Annotated in this window: 22 protein-coding genes; 8 read left to right on the forward strand and 14 right to left on the reverse strand. The window is 38.7% G+C overall.

Features of this window, described 5'->3' with window-relative positions; genetic code table 11:
* The first annotated feature begins 42 nt into the window (after positions 1-42).
* Positions 43-951, forward strand: coding sequence for a homoserine O-acetyltransferase MetA (metA, locus tag BLR86_RS00865; protein ID WP_090757770.1), 909 nt, complete (start codon positions 43-45; stop codon positions 949-951).
* Between the two features lie 78 nt (positions 952-1,029).
* On the opposite strand, the gene BLR86_RS00870 is transcribed toward metA, so the two are convergent.
* The 4 genes from BLR86_RS00870 to BLR86_RS00885 form a co-directional block, all read right to left on the reverse strand.
* Positions 1,030-1,710 (reverse strand): class I SAM-dependent methyltransferase, encoded by a 681-nt coding sequence (locus tag BLR86_RS00870; protein WP_090757771.1) that lies wholly within the window; start codon positions 1,708-1,710, stop codon positions 1,030-1,032.
* 106 nt (positions 1,711-1,816) lie between these two features.
* The gene (gene mntR, locus BLR86_RS00875; RefSeq protein ID WP_090757772.1) at positions 1,817-2,239 is read right to left on the reverse strand and encodes a transcriptional regulator MntR; all 423 of its coding nucleotides are present in this window, start codon (positions 2,237-2,239) and stop codon (positions 1,817-1,819) included.
* 68 nt (positions 2,240-2,307) lie between these two features.
* Complete coding sequence (locus tag BLR86_RS00880; protein ID WP_090758215.1) at positions 2,308-4,488, reverse strand: DNA topoisomerase III; 2,181 nt, start codon at positions 4,486-4,488, stop codon at positions 2,308-2,310.
* Between the two features lie 130 nt (positions 4,489-4,618).
* On the reverse strand, positions 4,619-4,900 hold the full coding sequence (locus tag BLR86_RS00885) for a hypothetical protein (protein ID WP_090757773.1): 282 nt from the start codon (positions 4,898-4,900) through the stop codon (positions 4,619-4,621).
* A gap of 258 nt (positions 4,901-5,158) precedes the next feature.
* On the opposite strand from BLR86_RS00885, the gene cspD reads away from it, so the two are divergent.
* A complete protein-coding gene (gene cspD, locus BLR86_RS00890) occupies positions 5,159-5,359 on the forward strand; it encodes a cold-shock protein CspD (protein WP_026563856.1) in 201 nt (66 codons plus the stop codon).
* Between the two features lie 114 nt (positions 5,360-5,473).
* Here the strand turns inward: cspD and BLR86_RS00895 are convergent, their stop codons facing one another.
* Both BLR86_RS00895 and BLR86_RS00900 read right to left on the reverse strand, forming a co-directional pair.
* Positions 5,474-5,659, reverse strand: coding sequence for a zinc-finger domain-containing protein (locus tag BLR86_RS00895; protein WP_090757774.1), 186 nt, complete (start codon positions 5,657-5,659; stop codon positions 5,474-5,476).
* Between the two features lie 21 nt (positions 5,660-5,680).
* Positions 5,681-6,337 carry a reverse transcriptase-like protein gene (locus BLR86_RS00900; RefSeq protein WP_090757775.1) on the reverse strand — a complete coding sequence of 219 codons (657 nt, stop codon included), beginning with the start codon at positions 6,335-6,337 and terminating at the stop codon, positions 5,681-5,683.
* Between the two features lie 198 nt (positions 6,338-6,535).
* On the opposite strand from BLR86_RS00900, the gene BLR86_RS00905 reads away from it, so the two are divergent.
* On the forward strand, positions 6,536-6,937 hold the full coding sequence (locus BLR86_RS00905; protein ID WP_090757776.1) for a reverse transcriptase-like protein: 402 nt from the start codon (positions 6,536-6,538) through the stop codon (positions 6,935-6,937).
* Between the two features lie 34 nt (positions 6,938-6,971).
* On the opposite strand, the gene BLR86_RS00910 is transcribed toward BLR86_RS00905, so the two are convergent.
* Together BLR86_RS00910 and BLR86_RS00915 are read right to left on the reverse strand one after the other, a co-directional pair.
* Positions 6,972-7,253, reverse strand: a complete 282-nt coding sequence (locus tag BLR86_RS00910) for a DUF6123 family protein (RefSeq protein ID WP_175492750.1) — start codon at positions 7,251-7,253, stop codon at positions 6,972-6,974.
* 15 nt (positions 7,254-7,268) lie between these two features.
* Positions 7,269-7,775, reverse strand: a complete 507-nt coding sequence (locus BLR86_RS00915) for a divergent PAP2 family protein (protein ID WP_090757777.1) — start codon at positions 7,773-7,775, stop codon at positions 7,269-7,271.
* Positions 7,776-7,861: 86 nt separating this feature from the next.
* On the opposite strand from BLR86_RS00915, the gene sspL reads away from it, so the two are divergent.
* Entirely contained in the window at positions 7,862-7,999 is a 138-nt protein-coding gene (gene sspL, locus BLR86_RS00920; protein WP_090757778.1) for a small, acid-soluble spore protein L, read from the forward strand.
* A gap of 42 nt (positions 8,000-8,041) precedes the next feature.
* Here sspL and BLR86_RS00925 read toward each other — a convergent pair whose 3' ends face one another.
* The 3 genes from BLR86_RS00925 to BLR86_RS00935 all read right to left on the reverse strand — a co-directional run bounded on the left by BLR86_RS00925 (position 8,042) and on the right by BLR86_RS00935 (position 13,608).
* The gene (locus tag BLR86_RS00925) at positions 8,042-8,935 is read right to left on the reverse strand and encodes a 5'-3' exonuclease (protein ID WP_090757779.1); all 894 of its coding nucleotides are present in this window, start codon (positions 8,933-8,935) and stop codon (positions 8,042-8,044) included.
* A gap of 172 nt (positions 8,936-9,107) precedes the next feature.
* On the reverse strand, positions 9,108-9,917 hold the full coding sequence (locus BLR86_RS00930) for a sulfurtransferase (protein ID WP_139185559.1): 810 nt from the start codon (positions 9,915-9,917) through the stop codon (positions 9,108-9,110).
* Positions 9,918-9,939: 22 nt separating this feature from the next.
* Complete coding sequence (locus BLR86_RS00935; RefSeq protein WP_090757781.1) at positions 9,940-13,608, reverse strand: dynamin family protein; 3,669 nt, start codon at positions 13,606-13,608, stop codon at positions 9,940-9,942.
* A 154-nt stretch (positions 13,609-13,762) separates the two neighbouring features.
* Here BLR86_RS00935 and BLR86_RS00940 point away from each other — a divergent pair, with 154 nt between their 5' ends.
* Entirely contained in the window at positions 13,763-14,671 is a 909-nt protein-coding gene (locus BLR86_RS00940) for a nuclease-related domain-containing protein (RefSeq protein WP_090757782.1), read from the forward strand.
* Between the two features lie 745 nt (positions 14,672-15,416).
* Here the strand turns inward: BLR86_RS00940 and BLR86_RS00945 are convergent.
* Both BLR86_RS00945 and BLR86_RS00950 read right to left on the reverse strand, forming a co-directional pair.
* Complete coding sequence (locus tag BLR86_RS00945; protein ID WP_175492751.1) at positions 15,417-15,989, reverse strand: isoprenylcysteine carboxyl methyltransferase family protein; 573 nt, start codon at positions 15,987-15,989, stop codon at positions 15,417-15,419.
* The gene (locus BLR86_RS00950; protein WP_090757783.1) at positions 15,990-17,081 is read right to left on the reverse strand and encodes a type III polyketide synthase; all 1,092 of its coding nucleotides are present in this window, start codon (positions 17,079-17,081) and stop codon (positions 15,990-15,992) included.
* A 687-nt stretch (positions 17,082-17,768) separates the two neighbouring features.
* Here BLR86_RS00950 and BLR86_RS00955 point away from each other — a divergent pair.
* The 3 genes from BLR86_RS00955 to BLR86_RS00965 all read left to right on the forward strand — a co-directional run bounded on the left by BLR86_RS00955 (position 17,769) and on the right by BLR86_RS00965 (position 20,133).
* A complete protein-coding gene (locus BLR86_RS00955) occupies positions 17,769-17,918 on the forward strand; it encodes a cytochrome c oxidase subunit 2A (protein WP_090757784.1) in 150 nt (49 codons plus the stop codon).
* 70 nt (positions 17,919-17,988) lie between these two features.
* A complete protein-coding gene (locus BLR86_RS00960; RefSeq protein ID WP_090757785.1) occupies positions 17,989-18,465 on the forward strand; it encodes a cupredoxin domain-containing protein in 477 nt (158 codons plus the stop codon).
* Positions 18,466-20,133 carry a b(o/a)3-type cytochrome-c oxidase subunit 1 gene (locus BLR86_RS00965; RefSeq protein ID WP_175492752.1) on the forward strand — a complete coding sequence of 556 codons (1,668 nt, stop codon included), beginning with the start codon at positions 18,466-18,468 and terminating at the stop codon, positions 20,131-20,133.
* A gap of 19 nt (positions 20,134-20,152) precedes the next feature.
* Here BLR86_RS00965 and BLR86_RS00970 read toward each other — a convergent pair whose 3' ends face one another.
* The gene (locus BLR86_RS00970) at positions 20,153-21,067 is read right to left on the reverse strand and encodes a DMT family transporter (RefSeq protein WP_090757786.1); all 915 of its coding nucleotides are present in this window, start codon (positions 21,065-21,067) and stop codon (positions 20,153-20,155) included.
* Between the last annotated feature and the right edge of the window lie 50 nt (positions 21,068-21,117).

Consider the following 21,117-nt stretch of genomic DNA (forward strand, 5'->3'; position numbering starts at 1 on the left):
TAAATATACTTAACAAGATTAGAAATTAAGGGGGAGTGCACCTTGCCTATTAACATTCCGAAGCTGCTGCCTGCAAGAGAAATCCTTGAACATGAGAATATTTTTGTCATGGACGACGAACGGGCCATCCAACAGGATATCCGGCCATTAAATATTCTTATCCTTAATTTAATGCCCGAAAAAGAAAAGGCTGAAACGCAGCTCTTGAGGCTTTTGGGAAACAGCCCGCTGCAAGTAAATGTAAAATTTTTAAAAACGGATTCCTATGAATCCACGAACACCAGCAAACAGCATCTAGAACAATTCTATATCACCTTTCCAGAGGTCAAAAATCAAAGATATGATGGGATGATTATTACCGGTGCCCCTGTGGAACTAATGGAGTTTGAACAGGTAAAATACTGGCAAGAACTCACCGAAATAATGGACTGGAGTAAAACAAATGTTACTTCCACTCTGCATATTTGCTGGGGAGCCCAGGCAGCACTATTTTATCATTATGGGATCGATAAATTTGAATTGACGCGTAAATGTTCAGGGGTCTATGAACACCAGATCTTTGAGCAAAATAATTTATTACTACGTGGGTTCGATGATCATTTTTATGCTCCCCATTCTCGATATACAGATGTATCGATTGCTGAAATTCATGAGAATCCGGAGCTTACGCTGTTAGCCGCATCGGAGGATGCCGGAGCACTGCTCGTAGCTTCCCGGGACCGAAAACACGTGATGATCACTGGACATTTGGAATACGAATCCGATTCCTTAGCCCAGGAATACAACCGGGACATTACCAGAGGGCAGCAAATTCATATTCCGGAAAATTACTTTCCAAACAATGATCCAACCAAACCACCAATTAATCGCTGGCGTTCCCATGGCCACTTGTTCTTTTCAAACTGGCTAAACTATTATGTCTACCAAGAAACACCTTTTCATTGGGATTGAAAGAACCGAAAGTGCCACTATCAACGCGTTAAAGTAGAAATTTAACAAAAGTGGAAAGCGCCCTATGGCACTTTCCGCTTATTTGTTTTGAAACATGAACACCCACATAAAGGTCAATGCTTGTTTCAAATCGAGTGATAGTTTTTCTAAAGGCAGCGTGTCTGCTCCCCGTTTGTAAACGCCGATTTCATCCACTTTGACTAATCCATTTTCTTCGGCCAGCTTCCCTAGCTCCCATGGCATCATCGTATTACAAATTACCTTTTCTCCATACAATCGTCGATAGCTGTTGATCCGCGGCATGGCTGTTGGTCCTAAAATCGCAATACAAATGAAGCCATCTTTTTTAACCACTCGTTTCATTTCAGTCAAAACCTTCAGTGGACTCTCAGTCCACTCCAGGGAATTTATCGCCATGATGGCATCGAAAGAAGCTGATTGTACTGGTACATTTGAAATATCTGCTTTTATGAATTGTGCAGTAGTATCCTTCGCTCTTTCCCTTGCCTTTTCAAGCATTTGGTCAGAGAGGTCGACCCCGGTAACCTGAAAACCTTTCCGTGCCAACTTGTAAGAAGCATACCCGTCACCACAGCCAAGATCACAGATGGACGCCTCTCCTTTCACATGCTTTGTCAGAAATGGAAGGATGTCTTTTCGACTGCCCTTATCCCACATTTCTTTGCTGTTAGAGTGCCAAGTTTCTGCTCTTTCGTCCCATTGTTTTTCCGATTCATCTACCCATTTGAAATTGGTCATTTTATGTCTCCCATCCATTTTCATCTATTATTCGCTGTTCCTTTTAAAATCCCTTTAATTATACTGATACTAGTAAAGCACCTGGTGGTTGGCCAGGTGCTTTTCATTAGTCAGCTTCATTCTGTTTTTGAATTTCTTTTAAGGCATCAATTCTCGATTCATCTTCTTGAAAAAATTGAACGAGGTCGACAATGCGTTCGATGGAATCCCAGCTTAAGTGGTGCTCGATCCCTTCGACGTCATTATATATATTTTCATCTTTAACCCCAATGATTTTTAGGAACTGTTCAAGTAAATCATGTCTAAACACAAGACGTTTACCAATTTTATTCCCTTTTGTGGTTAAGCTAAATCCTCTATATTTTTCATAAACCAAATATTCATCTTTGTCTAGCTTTTGAACCATTTTTGTTACTGAGGAGGGATGGACAGATAATGCCTCCGCAATATCTGAAACTCGGGCATACCCTTTTTCTTCAATTAACATATAAATTTGTTCAATATAATCTTCCATACTAGGTGTTGGCATCCCGTACCTCCAAAAAATTACTCTCTTAAAAGTTTACTATAGAAAAAAAATAGTGACAAGTTGAATTATCACTTTGTTACACTTTTGGAACTTTGTTCTTCAAATAAAAACTTGACCCTTTTCTCCTGACCATCTAGGAAAAGTCTAGCGTTGAACGTTTTATCCTTATTCGTAAAACCTTCTATCAACTCTGTTTTCCCATCCGTTAAAAGAAGTTTAAGATTCTTTTGGGTGATGTTTTTCCCGAGAATCTTTTTTGATATCGTGAAATTGCACTGGTTTTTTTGATAATTCGTACAGCCGTAAAAGCTGCCCTTATCAACGATTGAGCCATCACACTTTTTACATTTACCAAGCTTAGTACTGCCTTTACCCTTCGTCAGCTTCTTACTAGGGGTAAAGTTATCACGGACATCCTCCGAAAATGTCCAATTGGCAGAGTTCCCTACTCCTGAAGAAATTAAATGGTTAACCATTTTATTGGTTTGATCCATAAAGTTTTTAGGTGAAGCAGCTCCCTCTGAAATTTCTTTTAATTTCTGCTCCCATTTCGCTGTCATTTCAGGGGAAGCAAGTATTTCCTGTCCAATCGCTTCTATCAATATCCTTGCTTTAGAAGTTGCATAAACTAGGTTCTTGGTAACATCTATATATTTTCTATCCTTCAGCATGGTAATAATCCCAGCTCTTGTCGCCTCAGTACCAAGACCTTCAGTCTTAGATAGAATTCTCTCCATTTCCTTATCTTCGATATGCTTACCGGCTGTCTTCATTAACGTGATTAACTGACCTTCGGTATAGCGTTTAGGTGGCTGTGTCTGACTTTCCTTCACATCTACCTTCGTTGTACGTCCCTGTTCACCCTTAGTCAATTGAGGAAGTGCAGGTTCATCTTCTTTTTCCTTTTGGATAATTACTTTCCGCCAACCTTCTTCAATTTGGACCTTTCCCTTAGATTGAAATACCGCTCGTCCATCTACTAAAGTTGTCACCGTCGTATATTCAGCAATGGCTTTTGTGTAATGCGCCGCAATTAAACTAGTGACGATGAGGTCATAAAGTTTCTTTTCATCTGGGTCCAATCTTTCAACATTTGGAATTTGTTCAGTAGGAATAATGGCATAGTGATCCGTCACCTTTTTTTCGTTCACATACCGCTTGTTATCAACAATTGATTCAACAGGCAGCGGGAAAAATTTTTCATAGCCATTAATATGACTTAACTTAGTAAGTATTTCAGGAAATGTATTCGCTTCTTCTTTCGTTACATGCCGTGAATCCGACCGTGGATAGGATACATTACCTTTTTGATAAAGTTTTTGCAGTACATCCAAGGTCTTCTTCGGTGGAAATTTATATCGTTTATTTGCTTCCGCTTGGAGAGTTGATAGATTATAGAGTAGTGGTGGTAAAAACTCTTTTCTTTCGGATTGAACATCTGAAACCTCTGCAGGCTTTTCTCGACAAAACGCCGCAACCTTCTCTGCCATTTCTTTTGTTTTTACCCGCGTTTCCCCATCATTCTGCCATTTACCACTGTATTTCTTGCCATCAATATTAAAATGGGCGATTACTTCCCAAAATGGCTCAGACTTGAAATTTTCAATTTCTATTTCTCTTTTTACTATTAGGGCTAATGTTGGAGTCTGCACCCTACCTACTGAAAACACATCAGAAAACCCTTGTTTTTGTAAGAGTAAGCTATAGAGCCGAGAGGCATTCATTCCGACAACCCAGTCAGCACATGCCCGGGTGTACGCTTCATAATATAAATTCCTTGTATGGTCTTCGTCTAATAATTTATTAAATCCTTCGCGAATGGAGTTAGCTGTTAAAGAGGATATCCAAAGTCGTTTCATTGGCTTTTTACAGCCAGTAATTCGAAGTATATTACGGATAATTAATTCACCTTCACGCCCGGCATCTCCAGCATGGATAATTTCAGTTACCGCAGGAATATTTACCAGCTTTTGAATAACCGAAAATTGTTTTACCTTATCCTTCGTTACTTCATATTGGAACTGATTCGGTATCATCGGCAAATTATCCAAAGACCATTTTTTCCATCCTTGCTGATACTGTTCAGGATTCACGAGCTGGCATAGGTGGCCAATCGCCCAGGTGACATAAGCGCCATTTGGAAAAGTCTCATTTGGAAAAATCTCAATAAAGCCGTTTTGTTTTTTATTTTTAAAAATAGAAGCCAATGTTGAACCTTGGTCTGGTTTTTCAGCAATAATTAATTTCATTACGATTGCTCCTTTTGATAAAGCATCCAGCATTCATTTTCCCACTTCCATTGCCTTTCGTAAAGATTAAAAAATTGGCACCCGAAAATAAGGATGCCAATTGTTAAAAATTTCCGAACTATATTCTTTTCTATTGTATAAGCTTCAATGTTGAATCTTGAATATACCAATTTTCTTCTGGAATGATATTAGATACAGTCAAAATAAATGATGGAATTCTCTCAACATCAAAAACGATTGCCCCTATCTTCTTTGTAAACACAAGAAAGGCATCACCATGTGAATAAGAGGATAAATCATTTCCGATTTGAAGCAATGACATCAAGACTACTTGTTTTTCTTCGGCTTCGATGAAGACTTGCGGCGAGAATCTTAAAATCCATTCATCTCCCTCAATCGAAAATCGATACATTACTCTCACCCTTTATCAACCATTTTTATAAGAATATGAGACTGATAAGTTTTTATGTTTAACTAAGTAGATTATTTTTGAGAGAATGAGATAATCGGCTGAAAAAAGCGTTTACATTCCTTGACTGCCCAAAAATATTCATGTATATTTTAAGTGTCATGTATCAAGAATGTAATAGCTTACAATTTGTTCACATGATAGTATTTATCTTTGGCACTTTAATAAGGTGTTCGTAAAAGGCTTAGGAGGAAATAGCAAATGCAAAACGGTAAAGTAAAATGGTTCAACAATGAAAAAGGTTTCGGTTTTATCGAAGTTGAAGGCGGAGACGATGTATTCGTACATTTCAGCGCTATTACAGGCGAAGGCTTCAAGTCTTTAGAAGAAGGCCAAGAAGTTTCTTTCGAAATAGTTGAAGGAAACCGTGGACCTCAAGCAGCTAACGTAGTAAAACTATAATCAAAACAACTAACCAAAGGCTGACGTATTGACCGTCGGCCTTTTTTCTTTTGTACGCGAGTGTCTGTCAACGATCCTCCCCTGTGAAAAATCCAACAGATTAGAAACTGCTATTCATGTTAGTTTCTTGCCGTATTCCTGCAGCTTTTCCCCAACTGTACATTGGGAAATGCAAAAGCGATGTGCAAATCTCCTGCCGCCATCCTGTTTAAACTGCTTATGAACAAAACAGCCGTTACAGTACTGACCCAATAGGGATTCAACATGATGTAACAGTTCTTTTCTGTTAGACTTTTCCACGACTCTATGGCACCCCGTTTCTTAAATGATTTGCGTTTTCGCAAAAATTTCCTTGCCCTCTAGCGCTTGTGTTGCCAGTTTATCTGCTTCTTTATTATCATTTCTTGGAATAGGGGTGTACTTTGGCGTGAGGGACAGTGCTTTGATTTTTTCCTCAATCCTGTCTAACCAGGCATTGAGAACATCTTCGTAGCACGGCCATTCACCCTCCAACTGTTTCAACACAACCTGTGAGTCACCTTTGAATTCACATGACAAATGGTGCACACCTAGGTCCTCTAATATCGTCAGGGCATAATAAAAGGCAGCATATTCTGCTTCATTATTTGTTTCCATTTCATCAAATTTTTCGTTCGCCCTAATTCGATATTTCTTTTTCCCTTGTTTAAAAAAGATTACAACACCAAGGCCGGCCGTGTTGGTTTCCTTTTGAAATCCACCATCAAAATAAACGGTAATCTCATGAGGATCATCTTCTATTTCAGTTGTCAGCTTTTTCAGTTCTTTTAAAATCCACGATGTCCCCACTTCATCATAAAAATAGATGTCACTGGCTTTTCCTAGCTTTTCCAGCTCTTCACCAGCTTGTATCGCCAATTCTGTTGCTATCCAATCAGATGTAAATAGTATTTTTTCATTTCTTGCTGTTTTATAATTCCACTCAAGTCTATATTTCATGATTTTCACCCTTTCCTGCGAAAAGTTCTGACTTGAAACCGATCGTGTAAAAAATAATTACACTTTCTTACTATATGTTTTACCAGCTAATCTTAGCATACCCACTTCATTACTGTAGATATAGGGAAAATATGATTTCCTGCTTTTTTTGATAGAGTATGATAAACTTTTCATTAAAATGAAACGGGAGGTTCTGTTTTGATTGAAGTATATATCGACGGTGCCAGTGCCGGCAATCCGGGACCAAGCGGTGCTGGAATTTTTATTAAAGGGAATGGAACTGCTGAAAAACATTCAATTCCACTGGGAATAATGTCTAATCATGAGGCTGAATATCATGCCTTTATTAAAGCATTAGAGATTTGTTTAGAAAAGGGATTTTCCCATTCGGTGGTATCATTCCGAACCGATTCAGAATTAGTCAATAAAGCGGTCGAAAAGGAATTTGCAAAAAACAAACTATATACTCCACTTTTAGAAACAGCATTAGCTTTATCCAAACAATTTGATTTATTTTTTATCAAGTGGATTCCTAGCGTTGAGAACAAAGTGGCCGATGAATTGGCACGGCTAGCCATTCGAAAAAATTCAATAGAGTAAAAAATACTCCCAGTGTCCGGGAGTATTTTCTTGCTTATATTGCCACTAATTCTTGTTCTTTTACGAACTTCAGGGCCGCGTTTCTTGTTTGTATTTTGCTCGAAACAAGGGTTTCTAATAATGACACATAGAAACTGCCATCAAAGCGCTTCTGGGCTTTTAATGTTATCTCTATTGCGGAATTAATTAATTCATCGGAAGCATTTGTATAGTGTTTTCCGAAATAGATAAAACCGATTGCATCTTCTTGAAATTGAAATCCTTTCCCTTCCAAGTAATGCAAATACTCATCAACTGTCCGCACTGGCTTCTCCATCCTTCTCCAAGCAATCTAAAACCAACTACTATCAGATCTTAACCTAGATTTCGACAATTTTCTACTCTTTTTTGAGCATATATGCCCTACTCCCCCGACTAAAGCACCAAGAAGGGCGCCGCCAATTACTTCTTCAGGCTGATGTCCTAACATTTCCTTTAATTTCTTTGGTGCCTCTTGTTCAAACTCGACACTTTCTTCTCTATCTACTTTTTCCATTAGATCGTGCATAGAATTCACTTTTAACGTTAGTTCGCCCGTTTGGCGCCGAATCCCTTGGGCGTCATACATAACAATTAACCCATAAACAAGTGAAAGGGCAAAATCAAAGGTTGGCAGACCGCGTTGTAAAGCAATAAAGGTCGTAAGCGTAGAGACTCCTGCTGAATGGGAGCTTGGCATCCCTCCTGTTTGGAAAAAGAGCTCTGGGCGCCATTCTTGCTTTTTATAATAATGAATGGGGATTTTCAAGCCCTGTGCTAAGCCAATACTAAAAAGGGCCAAATAAACACCTTTGTTCATTTTATCACCTCTTAGCTTTATTGTTTAAAAAGTTGAGTTTTATTATTCTCGCGTGGAAATACTAAAAAAATGGGAGGTGAAAGAAGATGATCAAAAACGGTCATACTAATCGCGGTTTGAAGGCTCCAGGTGTCAATCCACAAGGATACGGTCAAGACGCCGAGTTCGCTGAAGAACCAAAAAGTAAATTAGAAAATGCACAAAAGAAGAAAAATACAAAATAATATATGGAAAGAGGCTGCCCCCCGTTGGGACAGCCTCTGATGTTAGGAAATAAAGGAAGCCTCCAGCGGCAGCAGACGGTGCAAGCCGCGAAGCTCTAATTCATTTAATTTGTCTAAAGCTTTTTCCTTTTCAATCTTAAGTCCAGCTTCTTGTAAATCACAGCTAACGGGTACATCACATTTAATTTCGGCAAGAATACGCGATAAATGGAGCATTTCTAAATCCTGCTCAATTTTCGTTTTGTGAGACTTTGAAAGCTGATCGAGATTAGAGATAATCCCCTCGACATGTTCAAATTCCTTTAAAAGCTTGAGAGCCGTTTTCTCCCCTATTCCCTTGACTCCTGGATAATTGTCACTAGGATCACCCATTAGTGCCTTTAAATCGATCATTTGTCGCGGTTTGATGCCCTTTTCTTCAAAGAAGGTATCAGGAGTATGAACAAGATAATTCCCATAGCCCTTTTTCAATAAAATAACTGAAATACTTTCATCAAGCAACTGAAGGATATCCTGGTCACCGGTTAAAATCGAGACATTTGCATGGTCTCTAGCCTGATAAGCAATGGTCCCGATACAGTCATCTGCCTCATAGCCAACTAAGCCTATATTCGGGATATCAAATGCTGCAACAACTTCTTTTACTAAATCAAACTGTGGAATTAATTCTACTGGGGCTTCACCACGATTACCTTTATAGGCCTCAAAAATCTCAGTCCGAAATGTTTTACTGCCCATATCCCAACAAACAGCTACGTGAGAAGGGTTAAAGTAAGATACTGCGGTAAATAAATGTTTAATAAAGCCGTGAATTCCATTCGTCGGAATTCCCTTTGAATTTATCATAAACTGGCCTGAAACAGCCGTAGCATAAAAAGCACGAAATAATAGCGCCATACCATCAACTAGCAGTAGTGAAGGTTTTTGATTTTCCAATGTATTGACCTCCTAAATTAAAAGCGGAAGCGCCTTGTACAGGGGCGACAGGCATAAGACGAGCCGGCTAGAAGGTTGCTCTTTAACCTTCTTGACGGATTGGCTTATGACCCCGAGCCCCTAGGCGCTGGAGCTAGATATATCGATTAAAAAACTATTATAGCATAAAAACTTACTGTATTTTGTTTTCTTGATAGGAAATCCAGTCGCTAAAACTTCCCAAGTAAAGTTTTACCTTTTCAAACCCTGCTACTTTTAATGCAAGAAAATTTGGTGCAGCTGTGACGCCCGATCCACAATAAACAATTAATTGTTTCTCCGGATTTAGGTCCTCGAAACGTTGTCGTTGGACTTTTGCAGGTTTGTAAAAGCCTTCATTTAACCCTTCAAACCAAGGCTTATTAATAGCTCCTGGGATGTGTCCTGCTTTTTTGTCAATCGGTTCTTCTAATCCCAAATAGCGTCTTGCTTCCCTTGAATCAATAAGAATAGTTTTAGAATCCACTGCTCTTACATCTTCCATACTTGCGAAAATTTCATGATTAATATTGGCATTAAAGGTCGTTTTCTTAAATATGGGTACTTCAGATGTTATTGGATTGTTCGCCTCATTCCAACCCCTAAAGCCCCCGTCCAAGACATACACCTTTTCATGTCCGATGTATTGCAGCATCCACCAAAACCTTGCGGCAAAAGCACCTTCCCCTTGATCATAAGCAATTACAGTTGTGTTTTCATCAATGCCAGCCTGTTGTATCTTATTGATAAACTCTTCGATATTTGGCAATGGATGTCTTCCGCCATGTTCACTCACTTCACCTGAAAGATCTTTTTTGAGATCAAAATGGATAGCTCCAGTAATATGATTTTCCGCATATTCCTGTCTACCTTTTTCAGCGTTTGCTAATGAAAATGAGCAATCCACAATCCGGATATTTTCGTGATGTAGATTCTTCAATAGCCATTCTTTGTCAATGATCACATTCATAGGAATCCCCCAGTATTTAATTCTTTGACTCTTCAAGTTTTTGATAAACTTCTCCTAACTGTTCGATTGGCACTCCGCCATCCAATGCAGTAAGGATGCTTACGTAAAAATCTTCAGCCTGTTCTTCAATTTGCGTTACTAATTTTTCCAATTGATCACTCAAGATTTGGGAGTAATAAGCAGCTAGGTTTTCACCTTCCACCTTTAAATAGTCATCGGCTGGACCATTTAGCACGTTATATAGTTCATCACTCATTAGCTTCTTTTCATTTTTTTCAAAAAAGGACTTTGGATTTTTGAAATAAGACATCGCTTTCGAAAATTGCTGTTTGTTTAGACTATTAAAGGCCAATGGGAATTCTATTTCTCCATTATGCTTCAACTCAAAGGGTGAAAACGAAATGTCCTTATTAATTTCCATCATGCTACGCGTTAGCGCGATATGGTAGTCAGTTAACACTTTTCCAGCGAAAACATCCAGTCTGACCGTAGTCGCACGCAGCTCTTGAGCAAAGTCGAAACCTAAACTCTCTAACAGCTCATCCAGTGCAGATTGTAATGCCTTCTTTAAATTTCTTCCGTCATCCCTTAAGGCTGCAGGATTAAATGCTTCCTTAAAAAAGTCACCAAAACGGAAAAATACTCTTTGTTTAATATAGTAAAGGAGTTCTTCTGCTTCTTGTGTCATCCGTTTTTGCAAACCAGCTGGTGTTTGTTTTTCCAATATAGCTTTCATCTTTGATTTTTGTATTTCGAATTCATAACGTCTCTTGTCTTTAACAGACTGATCCTCTTTTGAACTTTGGATTAGTTTACCGACCAACTCTTGGACTCGATTTAATTCATTCGCTGCAGAGGTAATTGCCATTTCCGTTAAATCATTAGAAATAAAATGGTAAAAGTCCCCTTCAAAATCTCCCATTCCGGATTCTTTGTCTGTGTTCGGTTCGAGCTTTTCTTTTAGGGCTAATAAACTCGATAGCGGGTAAAGATGTGGATTACGGATTCCATATTTTATCAATTGCTCTGTTACATAATCGGCAACCGTATCCTTTTCTTCCTCGTTTTCTGCCAAATCAATCGCGTTAATAATAAAGAACATTTTATCGAGCTGGAAGGATTCCTTTACCCGACCAAGCTGAATTAAAAACTCTCGATCCGCTTTAGAAAATGCATGATTATAATAGGTAACAAACAAAATCGCATCAGAATTTTTAATATAATCAAATGCAACTCCAGTATGGCGGGCATTAATCGAATCAGCTCCAGGAGTATCGACCAGCGTGATTCCTTTACGAGTCAATTCACAATCATAATAAAGCTCTATCCATTCTACAAAGCATGACTTCTCTTCTAATGCAACAAAGTCAGCAAATTCATTTAAGTCGGTTTCTAGGATACTTCCGAGTTGCTTACCATGCAGATGGAAGCCCGTTTTAAATGCTTGTAAAAACGCATAGTGAGTCTTTTCAGATATACCCTCTTGACCTTTTTCAAGCATTACTTTATCAATTTCATTTGCCGCTGTTTCCAAATTGGAACTTTGGAGATCAAATAATTTCAATGAACGGTTGACGTCCTCAAGCATTGCATTTTGTTCTTTAAATTTCACGAGTACTGTGCCATGCTGATACTTTTCTGTTACAGGTTTTATTTTATTTATAGCCGCAGTCGTCGGATTTGGGGATACCGGAAGTACCTTTTCCCCTATGAGTGCATTGGCAAATGAAGACTTACCCGCACTGAATGCACCGAATAATGCGACTGTAAACCCTTTGTTTTCCAATCGCTCCGCTTTATCTTCCAATTCCTTAGACAGTTTTTTAAATCCCGGCAGGCTATCAATAAGCTTCGCTGATTGATTTAACCGTGAAACCATATTTTGTAAATGACTTCTTGCTGCTTCCGTTTCGTTTTTCTTGGTTACATTCGTTTTTGTCTTAGTGTCTTGTAGTTGTGGCTTAGTCTTCTGCACTTCATTCGTTTTAGGATGTTGTTGACCATGAATCACTTCCACTTCTTCTACCTCTGGTTGAAAAAGTGCGTGATCATCGATTTTGGTTTCTATAGTTTCAGTGAACAACCTGCCTACTGAAGCTTTTATCATTGCCGTTTCATTTTCATATTTCGTTCTTTCAGCCAGTGCACTTACATATTTTTCAATATTTTTGAACTCTTCCTGATACATTTCTGTTAATTTGGTTGTTTTCGCTTCTAATGCAGGAATAAGCACATTTTTAAAATCCAAAATGCTGTCTCTTGCAATTTTTTTGATCCCATTGGCCAAATCCTCTGTGTAATGAAGGACATATTCACCTGAAACCAAGGCCCCATGCTTGACTGTTTGAACAATCAAATCGATTGGCACTTCAATCGAAAACGATTGAGCTTTACTTTGCAGCTCTGGATTATCAAGAGCATTATTCTTTAGAACTGCAATTAAATATTCACGTAAATGCCATTCTAGCTGTGATTTCGTTTTATCTACTAGGTCCTGGTATAACCGATTGAGGCGCGTATTCTTCTCATCAAGTGTTTTTTGTTTCGAGAAAAGGAACCCAACCTTAAATTCAGGCTGTGCAGCTTCAAGAAAAGCCTCTGCTAATTCCCGTGTTTGAAATGGCATTAAATAGGCATTTTTCATGATCTTGGCGATCTCATCGTCCATTTCTTTTTCCGCTTCTTTAACCCCTTTTTCAAGAGTCTGAAGGTTTGTGGAAATAGATTGGTAGGACTGTGTTAATTGCTGTTTTTCTTCCTCTGTTAGTTCATTTAATACTTCAAAAATCGGCTGAAGTTCTTCTTCCCTTGTTTTTCGCTGGTGATCGAGATGGTCTTGAGCGATTTTTTTTAATGAATGATAGATGGATTGCTGAAGAAGTTGATCCTTATTCTGCAATGTTTCGGCGATAAATGCCTTTAGCTTTTTAAATTCATTCAGGTTATGCTCTTGGACCTTCAATGAAGTATAAAAGATTCGTGCTGGTTTAACTCCCCATGCCCCAAAAGAATCCTTTACACTATCTTTAAAATTGCCGAAAGTTAGCTCTTCTTCCTTGTGTTTATCCACTTGGTTGATTACAAGATACACGTCTTTCCCGGCTTCCGTTAACTCCTTGGTGAATAAAAAATTCAGCTCTGCTTGGACGTGATTATAATCCATCACATATAAAACTAAGTCTGCAAGGTGAATAGCTGATTCCGTTGCTACCCGATGGGCATCATCGGCGGAGTCAATCCCAGGGGTATCCATAATCACTGTATTAGCTGGAAGCTGTGAGTCAGCATGGCTGATCTCGATTTCTTCAATTTGGTCGCCATCTTTGCAATAATTTTTTACTAATCCATAATCATACGGTGCTAAATACATGCGTGGTTTTTCATTTTTAAAAATAACTTTGGCATATTCCTCACCTGTTTTTACCTTCACAAGGTTCGCACTGGTGGGAATCGGGCTTGATGGCAGCAAATTCTCGCCGACTACTTTGTTAATCATCGTAGATTTTCCAGCTGAAAAGTGACCGCAAAAAGCAATCATAAACTCCCTGTTTTGTAGTTTCTTTGCTAACTGCTTTGTCTTCTCTGCATTTTCCGTGTCATTATGTTTGATAAGGTATTCATATAAAGAAAGGATCTTACTTTTAAGCGATGGAATCGTTTCTGTTTTATTAGCCGTTTGCACCATAATTCTTCCCCTTGTTCACAATTTTGTAATATTTTATATTTTATACGATAATTCAAACTTTTCCTATTATGAATGCTTAAATTGTTAACATAATATTCACGCATTTATTTTTCCGCTAAGTTATTATAGTAGTATAAAAGAAAGGAAGTGGATTATGGCCTATAGAGAACGTACCGAGTCAGATGAAATTAAGCTATTTAGATATCTGGATATCCGAACGGTGTTACCCAGTAAAGAAAAAACAATCTATTTAAACCTTGAAAAGGGCTACAAAGGTGAGTTGATGTTTGATCAATTTACGGAAGGGCTTGATAAAAGTAAGTTTCTGATAGTAAATGATTTACTTTTAGAGACGAACTGTACAACTTTTCAAATTGATGCCTCGATTATTAGTCAGGAGATTTTCTTGCCATGTGAAGTGAAAAATTTCGAAGGTGATTATTATTATAGATCTGATCACTTTTACGCAATGAATGATTTTGAAATTCAGAACCCCCTTGATCAAATAAAAAGGAGCGGCACATTACTTCAACAAGTTTTTCAAAAGAAAAAAGTCCCATTTTCGATAAATTCCAAGGTTTTCTTTGTTAATCCTGCTTTCACCCTCTATCAAGCACCATTGGAAAAGCCTATCATTTATCCCACACAGCTCCAAAACTATTTTGAGGAGCTAAATGCAAAACCTTCTATCCTAAGAGACAACCACTATGTACTAGCTGACTATTTAGTGAAAGAGCATAAAACACAGTCTCCCTACACGCGATTACCCCCATATAAGTATGAACAATTGAAAAAAGGACTTAGCTGTCTGGTGTGTCATTCATTATCGGTTTCTTCAGATGGGACTATCACAGTATGCCATTCATGTGGGTGTGTGGAGAAAGTGGAGGATGCACTATTACGGTCTGTGAAAGAACTTCAACTCCTTTTCCCAGATATAAAAATCACCACAAACTTGGTATTTGAGTGGTGTAAGGTGATAGATTCTAAGAAACAGATTAGGAGGATATTGAAGAAACATTATCAGATAATGGGGGCGAGACATTCTACCTACTATAGATAATATTGTGGAGCGACCGAAAATAAATTAATTTCTATCTTCGGTCACTCCAGCACCTCTGCTTTGACCCAAATGCCTTTTCTGAATGCTCTTCGGTCACTCCAGGCCCCCTGCTTTGACCCAAATGCCTTTTCTGAATGCTCTTCGGTCACTCCAGCCTCCCTGCATTTACCCAAATGCCTTTTCTGAATGCTCTTCGGTCACTCCAGCCCCCCTGCTTTGACCCAAATGCCTTTTCTGAATGCTCTTCGGTCACTCCAGCCTCCCTGCATTTACCCAAATGCCTTTTCTGAATGCTCTTCGGTCACTCCAGCCTCCCTGCATTTACCCAAATGCCTTTTCTGAATGCTCTTCGGTCACTCCAGCCTCCCTGCATTTACCCAAATGCCTTTTCTGAATGCTCTTCGGTCACTCCAGCCTCCCTGCATTTACCCAAATGCCTTTTCTGAATACACTTCGGTCACTCCAGCCTCCCTGCATTTACCCAAATGGCTTTTCCAGCCCCACCTTAACCCCACTCAACACAAAAAAGCCAAGGATTTCTCCCTGGCCCTAAATGGTCTTTCCTTAATGTGTTACATTTTTTAAGACGTGTTTCATGACAAATGCGTATACGATTACCGTTCCACCTACAAATGCAATGGCCATAAGTACACCTTCCTATCCGCTCGATTTCAATGAGAATGATTTTCATTCTTCCCTTAAAAACAGAATATCACAGGTGATAATCATTTTCAATATACATACGTTAATTGTCATATTTATTTAACATTTTCGGCAGAAACCGATTACATTTTTCAAAGCTTCCTTCATATTCTGTAAGCTCTCGTAACGCCCTTTCTTCTGCAGGTATCCGAACCGAGAGCATCAATATATTTAATAGCGTAAACAAACATGCTGTTACAAATGCGCCATAGAACAACGGGACGACCAACAGTTCAATCGAAACGACTAAATAGTTGGGATGTTTGATAAAACGGTACGGCCCTTTTCTTACTACATCAACATTGGGCAGGACAATAATTTTCGTGTTCCAATACCGCCCGAGCGACGAAATTGCCCAAACTCTCATCAGCTGGGCAAAAATAAACACAGCTGCCAACAACGGCCAGATGGGAGCTAATTCACGTGAAAAAGCTATTTTTTCAAAAACTAAAACGAGAAAGAATAAAGAATGCATCAACACGATAAAAGGATAATGATTCGTTCCAAATTCGAGCGCCCCTTGTTCTTTCATCCACTTTTCATTTTTTCGGGCAATCATCAGTTCAATCAGACGCTGAATTATTATAACCGAGATAAACAAAAAAAACGGTATCATCTACTCACCCCATTTAAGTAAAAGTAATTCAGAACTAAATCCGGGTCCAAGAGCGGTACAAAGTCCATAGGCACCAGCTTCCCCACCTAATTCCATAAACCGCTTAAGTACATATAAAATTGTTGCCGATGACATGTTTCCGTAATTTTTCAACACTTCAAGTGAAATATCAGTCATAGCAGCTGGAATATTCAAAGATTTGATATAGGCATCAATGACTTTTTTTCCGCCGGGATGGGCAATAAAATGGTCAATATCATTTAACTCCAGCTCATTTTCAGTTAAAAACTTACTTACATTTGGTTTCAACCAATCTTCGATAATAAGTGGAATATCTCTTGAGAAAACAACAAACAGTCCTTGATCCCTAACATCCCAGCCCATTACATCTAAAGAATCAGGCATTAACGTAGATTGAGTGCTTATTATTTCGGGAAAAGTACTTTTCGCACTCAACAAACGAGAGTTAACATGATTACCACAAATCAATGCGCAAGAGACGCCATCAGCAAATAATGAAGTTCCAATCAAGTTACTCTTGGAAAAGTCATTCCTTTGAAAGGTTAAGCTGCAGAGTTCGACCGAAAGTACTAAAACTTTGGCATCTGGGTACGCCTGACAATATTCATATGCCCGCGATAATCCTGCTGCTCCGCCTGCGCATCCTAGCCCCCAAATAGGGATTCGTTTTGTGTGTTCCCGGAATGGTAATTGATTCATAATCCTTGCTTCAATACTTGGAGTGGCCATACCCGTTGTTGAAATATAAAATATTGCATCGATTTCTTCACAGTTTATTTCTCTGTTTAAAAAGGTCCTATTTGTTAGGCAGTTTATAATCGCTTGTTTTCCAAGACTCACTGCAGATTCAATATAGGCATTGTTTTTTTCGGCAAAAGAACGATCTTCCTTAAACCAATCTATACCCTTTACGATGTGTCTTTTTTCAATTTGTCCATTTTGGAACGCCTTTAGCAGTCTTTCGATATCCTTAAACCCTTCTGAAAAAAGCTCTCTGGCAAAGTTCATCGCTTGCTCTTGTTTTATCTTATAAGGGGGAATTGCTTCTGCAACTGAAAGAATCGATGGCATCCGTTCATTCTCCTTTGATGTATGTATTGGTATTTTTACCAAAAAAAGGAGATATATGTATAAAAAATGCTTCCCCACATCAGGGAAGCAAACGTTTTGAAGGTTGTTGTTGTTGTGCCTTTATATTATAACCCGGATAGTGGGTCTATTCATTACGAAAACTTTTCCATTTTTCTTCGACAGCTTTCGCAGAATAACCTCCAACACAAGCTTTTTATTGTTTTTCTGATTGAGATTGGACCTCAATCTTTATCTTTTTATCTGCCAAGGATCCACAAATAGTACAATATGCTATTTGGTCATAGAGAAGACGGCATGGTTCACAATAATATTTTTCCATCAATAACACGCTCGTTTCACGAAGATCTGATACACCTATTCCATACTATTAAAAAGTTGAAAATCTGTGACAATTGCTGTAAAAACAAGCCTTTTCTTCAATAAAGACAGAATCAATTACTTTTATCACAGGTATTAAGTGATAGTTCACACTTTGTTCACAATATCTCCAGCACTATTGTGATATAAATCACTGATATATCAAGTTTATAACTTTAACATAGTAGATACCTAAGGAATGAACATTTTGTGAACTACTAAATTGGTTATTTTTTCATCACAATTGTTTTGTATTATGGAAGTGAACTTATTATTAATTTTAAATTTTCTGGAGGGAGTGCAAGGGGGATGGCGAAAGCGGAACTAAAAACAAATAAAAAAACAGCATTTGAAGACAGCTCTTCTCTTAAAGGGACATTAATGTCCGTTTTCTTTTTGGGGATCTTTTTAGTTGTCACATGGGTAGGTGTCTATTTCTTATTTTTAGACCGTTTTTAATGATGACTGTTTTCTTAAAAAGCGACATTTTTTAAGAAAAGAGCCTTAAAGAGAGAAAGGGGAAAAAACCATGCATATGCATAAGTTTGAAAAAATTTGGCTTATATTCGGTATAGGCGCACTAGTGGTTTTCTTATCAGTTGTAGGGGTAAGCGCTTTTTACTTAGGTAACAAACCTCCTAGCTGTTTAACCACCATTGACCCGAAAAAGGTTGATACAGAGGCTCCGTTCAACAAACCTGGATTTAACAAGGTTGAAGGAAAAGAATGGGATTATGAATTAGTATATGTTGCCTCAGCGTTCTTCTATAATCCTGGTGAAGTGGAAGTACCGTTAGGAGCGAAAGTGAAAGTTATTGCCACTACAAAAGACGTAATTCACGGTTTCCAAGTAGCAGGAACAAATATCAATATGATGCTTGAACCAGGTTTTGTAAACGAAATTGTCACGACGTTTGATAAAGAAGGCGAATATCTCGTGGTTTGTAACGAGTACTGTGGTACAGGTCACCACTTAATGAGTTCTAAGATAAAGGTGGTTAAATAAATGATTAGCCAAACAACAGCAAAATTAAAAGTTGATCCACGTGATGGAAAGCTTGCGATGGCACACTTTTATGTTGCCTTTACTGCTCTAGCTTTAGGCGGTCTGATGGGATTACTGCAAACCCTGGTCCGTTCGGGTAAATTCGAACTTCCATGGGGTATTGATTATTATCAAATTTTAACTGTCCATGGTGTTTTAATGGGACTTGTTTTAACAACGTTCTTTATTATGGGATTCCAATATGCGGTAGTGAGCCGTACAGCAGGCACCCATTCTCCTACAGCGCGTAGAATTGGCTGGATTGGCTTTTGGGTGATGACGGTTGGAACCATCATGGCTGCAACGATGGTTTTACTTAAAGAAGCATCTGTTCTTTATACATTCTACGCACCACTGAAAGCGCACTGGATCTTTTACTTAGGTTTGACATTTGTCATTGTGGGAAGCTGGCTAGATGGTGCTGCCCAAATTATGACGTATGCTAGATGGCGTAAAGAAAACCCTGGTAAACCAAGTCCATTGTTAAGCTTTATGGCAATCATTAATACTGTAATGTGGATTATTGCATCTTTAGGAGTAGCCGCAACGGTATTATTCCAACTACTTCCTTGGTCACTTGGCTTAGTAGATACTGTCGATGTCTTAGTCAGCCGTACCTTATTCTGGTATTTTGGACATCCAATGGTATATTTCTGGTTATTGCCTGCTTATATGTGCTGGTATGCAATCATACCAAAAATTATCGGAGGAAAAATTTTCTCTGATTCACTAGCACGTCTATCCTTTATCCTGTTTTTACTTTTCTCTATTCCAGTTGGTTTCCACCATCAGTTAACGGAGCCAGGAATTGACCCAGCATGGAAATTTTTACAGGTAATACTTACGTTTTTGGTTATTATTCCATCGTTGATGACGGCATTTTCATTGTTCGCAACATTCGAGAGATATGGACGCTCTAAAGGCGCAACTGGACTTTTTGGCTGGTTCAAGGTATTACCTTGGAAGGACGCTCGATTTACCGTTCCATTTATTGGGATGGCAAGCTTTATCCCTGCTGGTGCAGGTGGTATCATCAACGCTTCCAACCAAATGAACCAAGTCGTTCATAACACGATTTGGGTAACTGGTCACTTCCATTTAACAGCAGCAACCTCTGTTGTCTTAACGTTCTTTGGGATTTCTTATTGGCTTGTTCCACACTTGACTGGTCGTACATTAACAAAAGCAATGAACAAGCTAGCCATAATCCAAGGCTGGGTTTGGTTTATCGGAATGGTCTTTATGTCAGGTGCCATGCACTTCCAGGGTCTGCTTGGAGGTCCTAGACGCTCTGCATTCTCGACTTATGGAGATTCACCGCAAGCGATGGAATGGATTCCATACCAAATCGCCCAAGCAGTCGGCGGATCCATTCTATTCCTTGGAATCATTTTAATCATCATTATCTTTGTAAATCTCGCTTTCTTTGCACCAAAAGGTGAAGAAGAGTTCCCTGTTGGCGAAGCAGAAAATTTGGAAGAAAAGGCTCCAATGATATTTGAAAACTGGAAGTTATGGCTTGGAATCGCTGCAGCATTAATCATTTTTGCTTACACGATACCGTTTATTGACATGATTCAAAATGCACCGCCAGGCTCTGAGGGCTTTAAAACTTGGGGTTCATGGTAATCAGCTTGAAGGTTACAATCTACTGGATTGTAACCTTTTTTGTGTTATTTTTTCGAAAGGAAAGTGTAGGAACGTTAATCAGAATGACAGAAAACAGGATGAATACTGATCCGATCATTTGTAGTAATCCAAAACCTTCATTGTAAAGAAAAACACTTAGTAACGTTGCCACCACTGGCTCGACCGTGGCAATGATTGCTGCTTTGCTGCTTTCCATTTTTTCAAGTCCTTTTGTATATAAAAGATAAGCTAGTACTGTTGGGAACAACCCTAGTCCGATACCGTAAAAAAGAACTTCCCCACTGACCAAACTACTAACTTTTTTCCAAAGGTCGGTAAATGGCAGCAAGGCAATCGAGGCAACTAAGAACGTATAGAACGTAACGGTGAAGGGTGAATACTTTCTCAGGGCAAATTTACCAAAAATAGTGTATAGCGCATAACCAAAGCCTGATCCCAATCCGGTTATAATCCCCACTAGACTGATGGATGTTGTGTCAAATACACCTACCCCAGCTATTAATACACAGCCAGCTAATGTTCCTAGTACTGAAAAGATTTTCATCCTATCCATATTTTCTTTTAAAAATAAAAAAGATAAGACAACCACGAATGCAGGAGCTGTGTAGAGGAGAATAACCGCAAACGATAAACTCATTTGATTAATCGAAGTAAAGTAGCACCAGTTGAATAGTACAATACTAAGTACCCCGGTTCCAAAAAAATATTTTGTATCAGAAAGTCTGATTTTCATCTGTTCCTTATCATTTATAACGCCAATCAACAATAGCAGGATGGCGGCTGAAACTACCCTCATTGTAACAATCTCCATTGAAGTGAAACCCAAATCTGCTAGCTTTCGAATAAATACTGCAATGATTCCCCATAATGCCGCACTGATTGCGACCAACATGATCGGAACAATCTTCCCCACTACCCTCACCCCTTTAATAAAAAAAGAGGAAAAGTTATCCCCTCTTCCTC

The sequence above is a fragment of the Bacillus sp. OK048 genome (assembly GCF_900103525.1).
GTDB lineage: Bacteria > Bacillota > Bacilli > Bacillales > Cytobacillaceae > Neobacillus.

Excerpts from the sequence above, each read along its gene's own strand:
- BLR86_RS00910 (WP_175492750.1), bottom strand. The coding sequence starts at position 7,253 with ATGGAGAAGCCAGTGCGGACAGTTGATGAGTATTTGCATTACTTGGAA.
- cspD (WP_026563856.1), top strand. The coding sequence starts at position 5,159 with ATGCAAAACGGTAAAGTAAAATGGTTCAACAATGAAAAAGGTTTCGGT.
- BLR86_RS00900 (WP_090757775.1), bottom strand. The coding sequence starts at position 6,337 with ATGAAATATAGACTTGAGTGGAATTATAAAACAGCAAGAAATGAAAAA.
- BLR86_RS00950 (WP_090757783.1), bottom strand. The coding sequence starts at position 17,081 with ATGCCATCGATTCTTTCAGTTGCAGAAGCAATTCCCCCTTATAAGATA.
- BLR86_RS00915 (WP_090757777.1), bottom strand. The coding sequence starts at position 7,775 with ATGAACAAAGGTGTTTATTTGGCCCTTTTTAGTATTGGCTTAGCACAG.
- BLR86_RS00960 (WP_090757785.1), top strand. The coding sequence starts at position 17,989 with ATGCATATGCATAAGTTTGAAAAAATTTGGCTTATATTCGGTATAGGC.
- BLR86_RS00940 (WP_090757782.1), top strand. The coding sequence starts at position 13,763 with ATGGCCTATAGAGAACGTACCGAGTCAGATGAAATTAAGCTATTTAGA.
- BLR86_RS00935 (WP_090757781.1), bottom strand. The coding sequence starts at position 13,608 with ATGGTGCAAACGGCTAATAAAACAGAAACGATTCCATCGCTTAAAAGT.
- BLR86_RS00880 (WP_090758215.1), bottom strand. The coding sequence starts at position 4,488 with ATGAAATTAATTATTGCTGAAAAACCAGACCAAGGTTCAACATTGGCT.
- BLR86_RS00885 (WP_090757773.1), bottom strand. The coding sequence starts at position 4,900 with ATGTATCGATTTTCGATTGAGGGAGATGAATGGATTTTAAGATTCTCG.
- BLR86_RS00870 (WP_090757771.1), bottom strand. The coding sequence starts at position 1,710 with ATGACCAATTTCAAATGGGTAGATGAATCGGAAAAACAATGGGACGAA.
- BLR86_RS00945 (WP_175492751.1), bottom strand. The coding sequence starts at position 15,989 with ATGATACCGTTTTTTTTGTTTATCTCGGTTATAATAATTCAGCGTCTG.
- BLR86_RS00965 (WP_175492752.1), top strand. The coding sequence starts at position 18,466 with ATGATTAGCCAAACAACAGCAAAATTAAAAGTTGATCCACGTGATGGA.
- mntR (WP_090757772.1), bottom strand. The coding sequence starts at position 2,239 with ATGCCAACACCTAGTATGGAAGATTATATTGAACAAATTTATATGTTA.
- BLR86_RS00955 (WP_090757784.1), top strand. The coding sequence starts at position 17,769 with ATGGCGAAAGCGGAACTAAAAACAAATAAAAAAACAGCATTTGAAGAC.
- sspL (WP_090757778.1), top strand. The coding sequence starts at position 7,862 with ATGATCAAAAACGGTCATACTAATCGCGGTTTGAAGGCTCCAGGTGTC.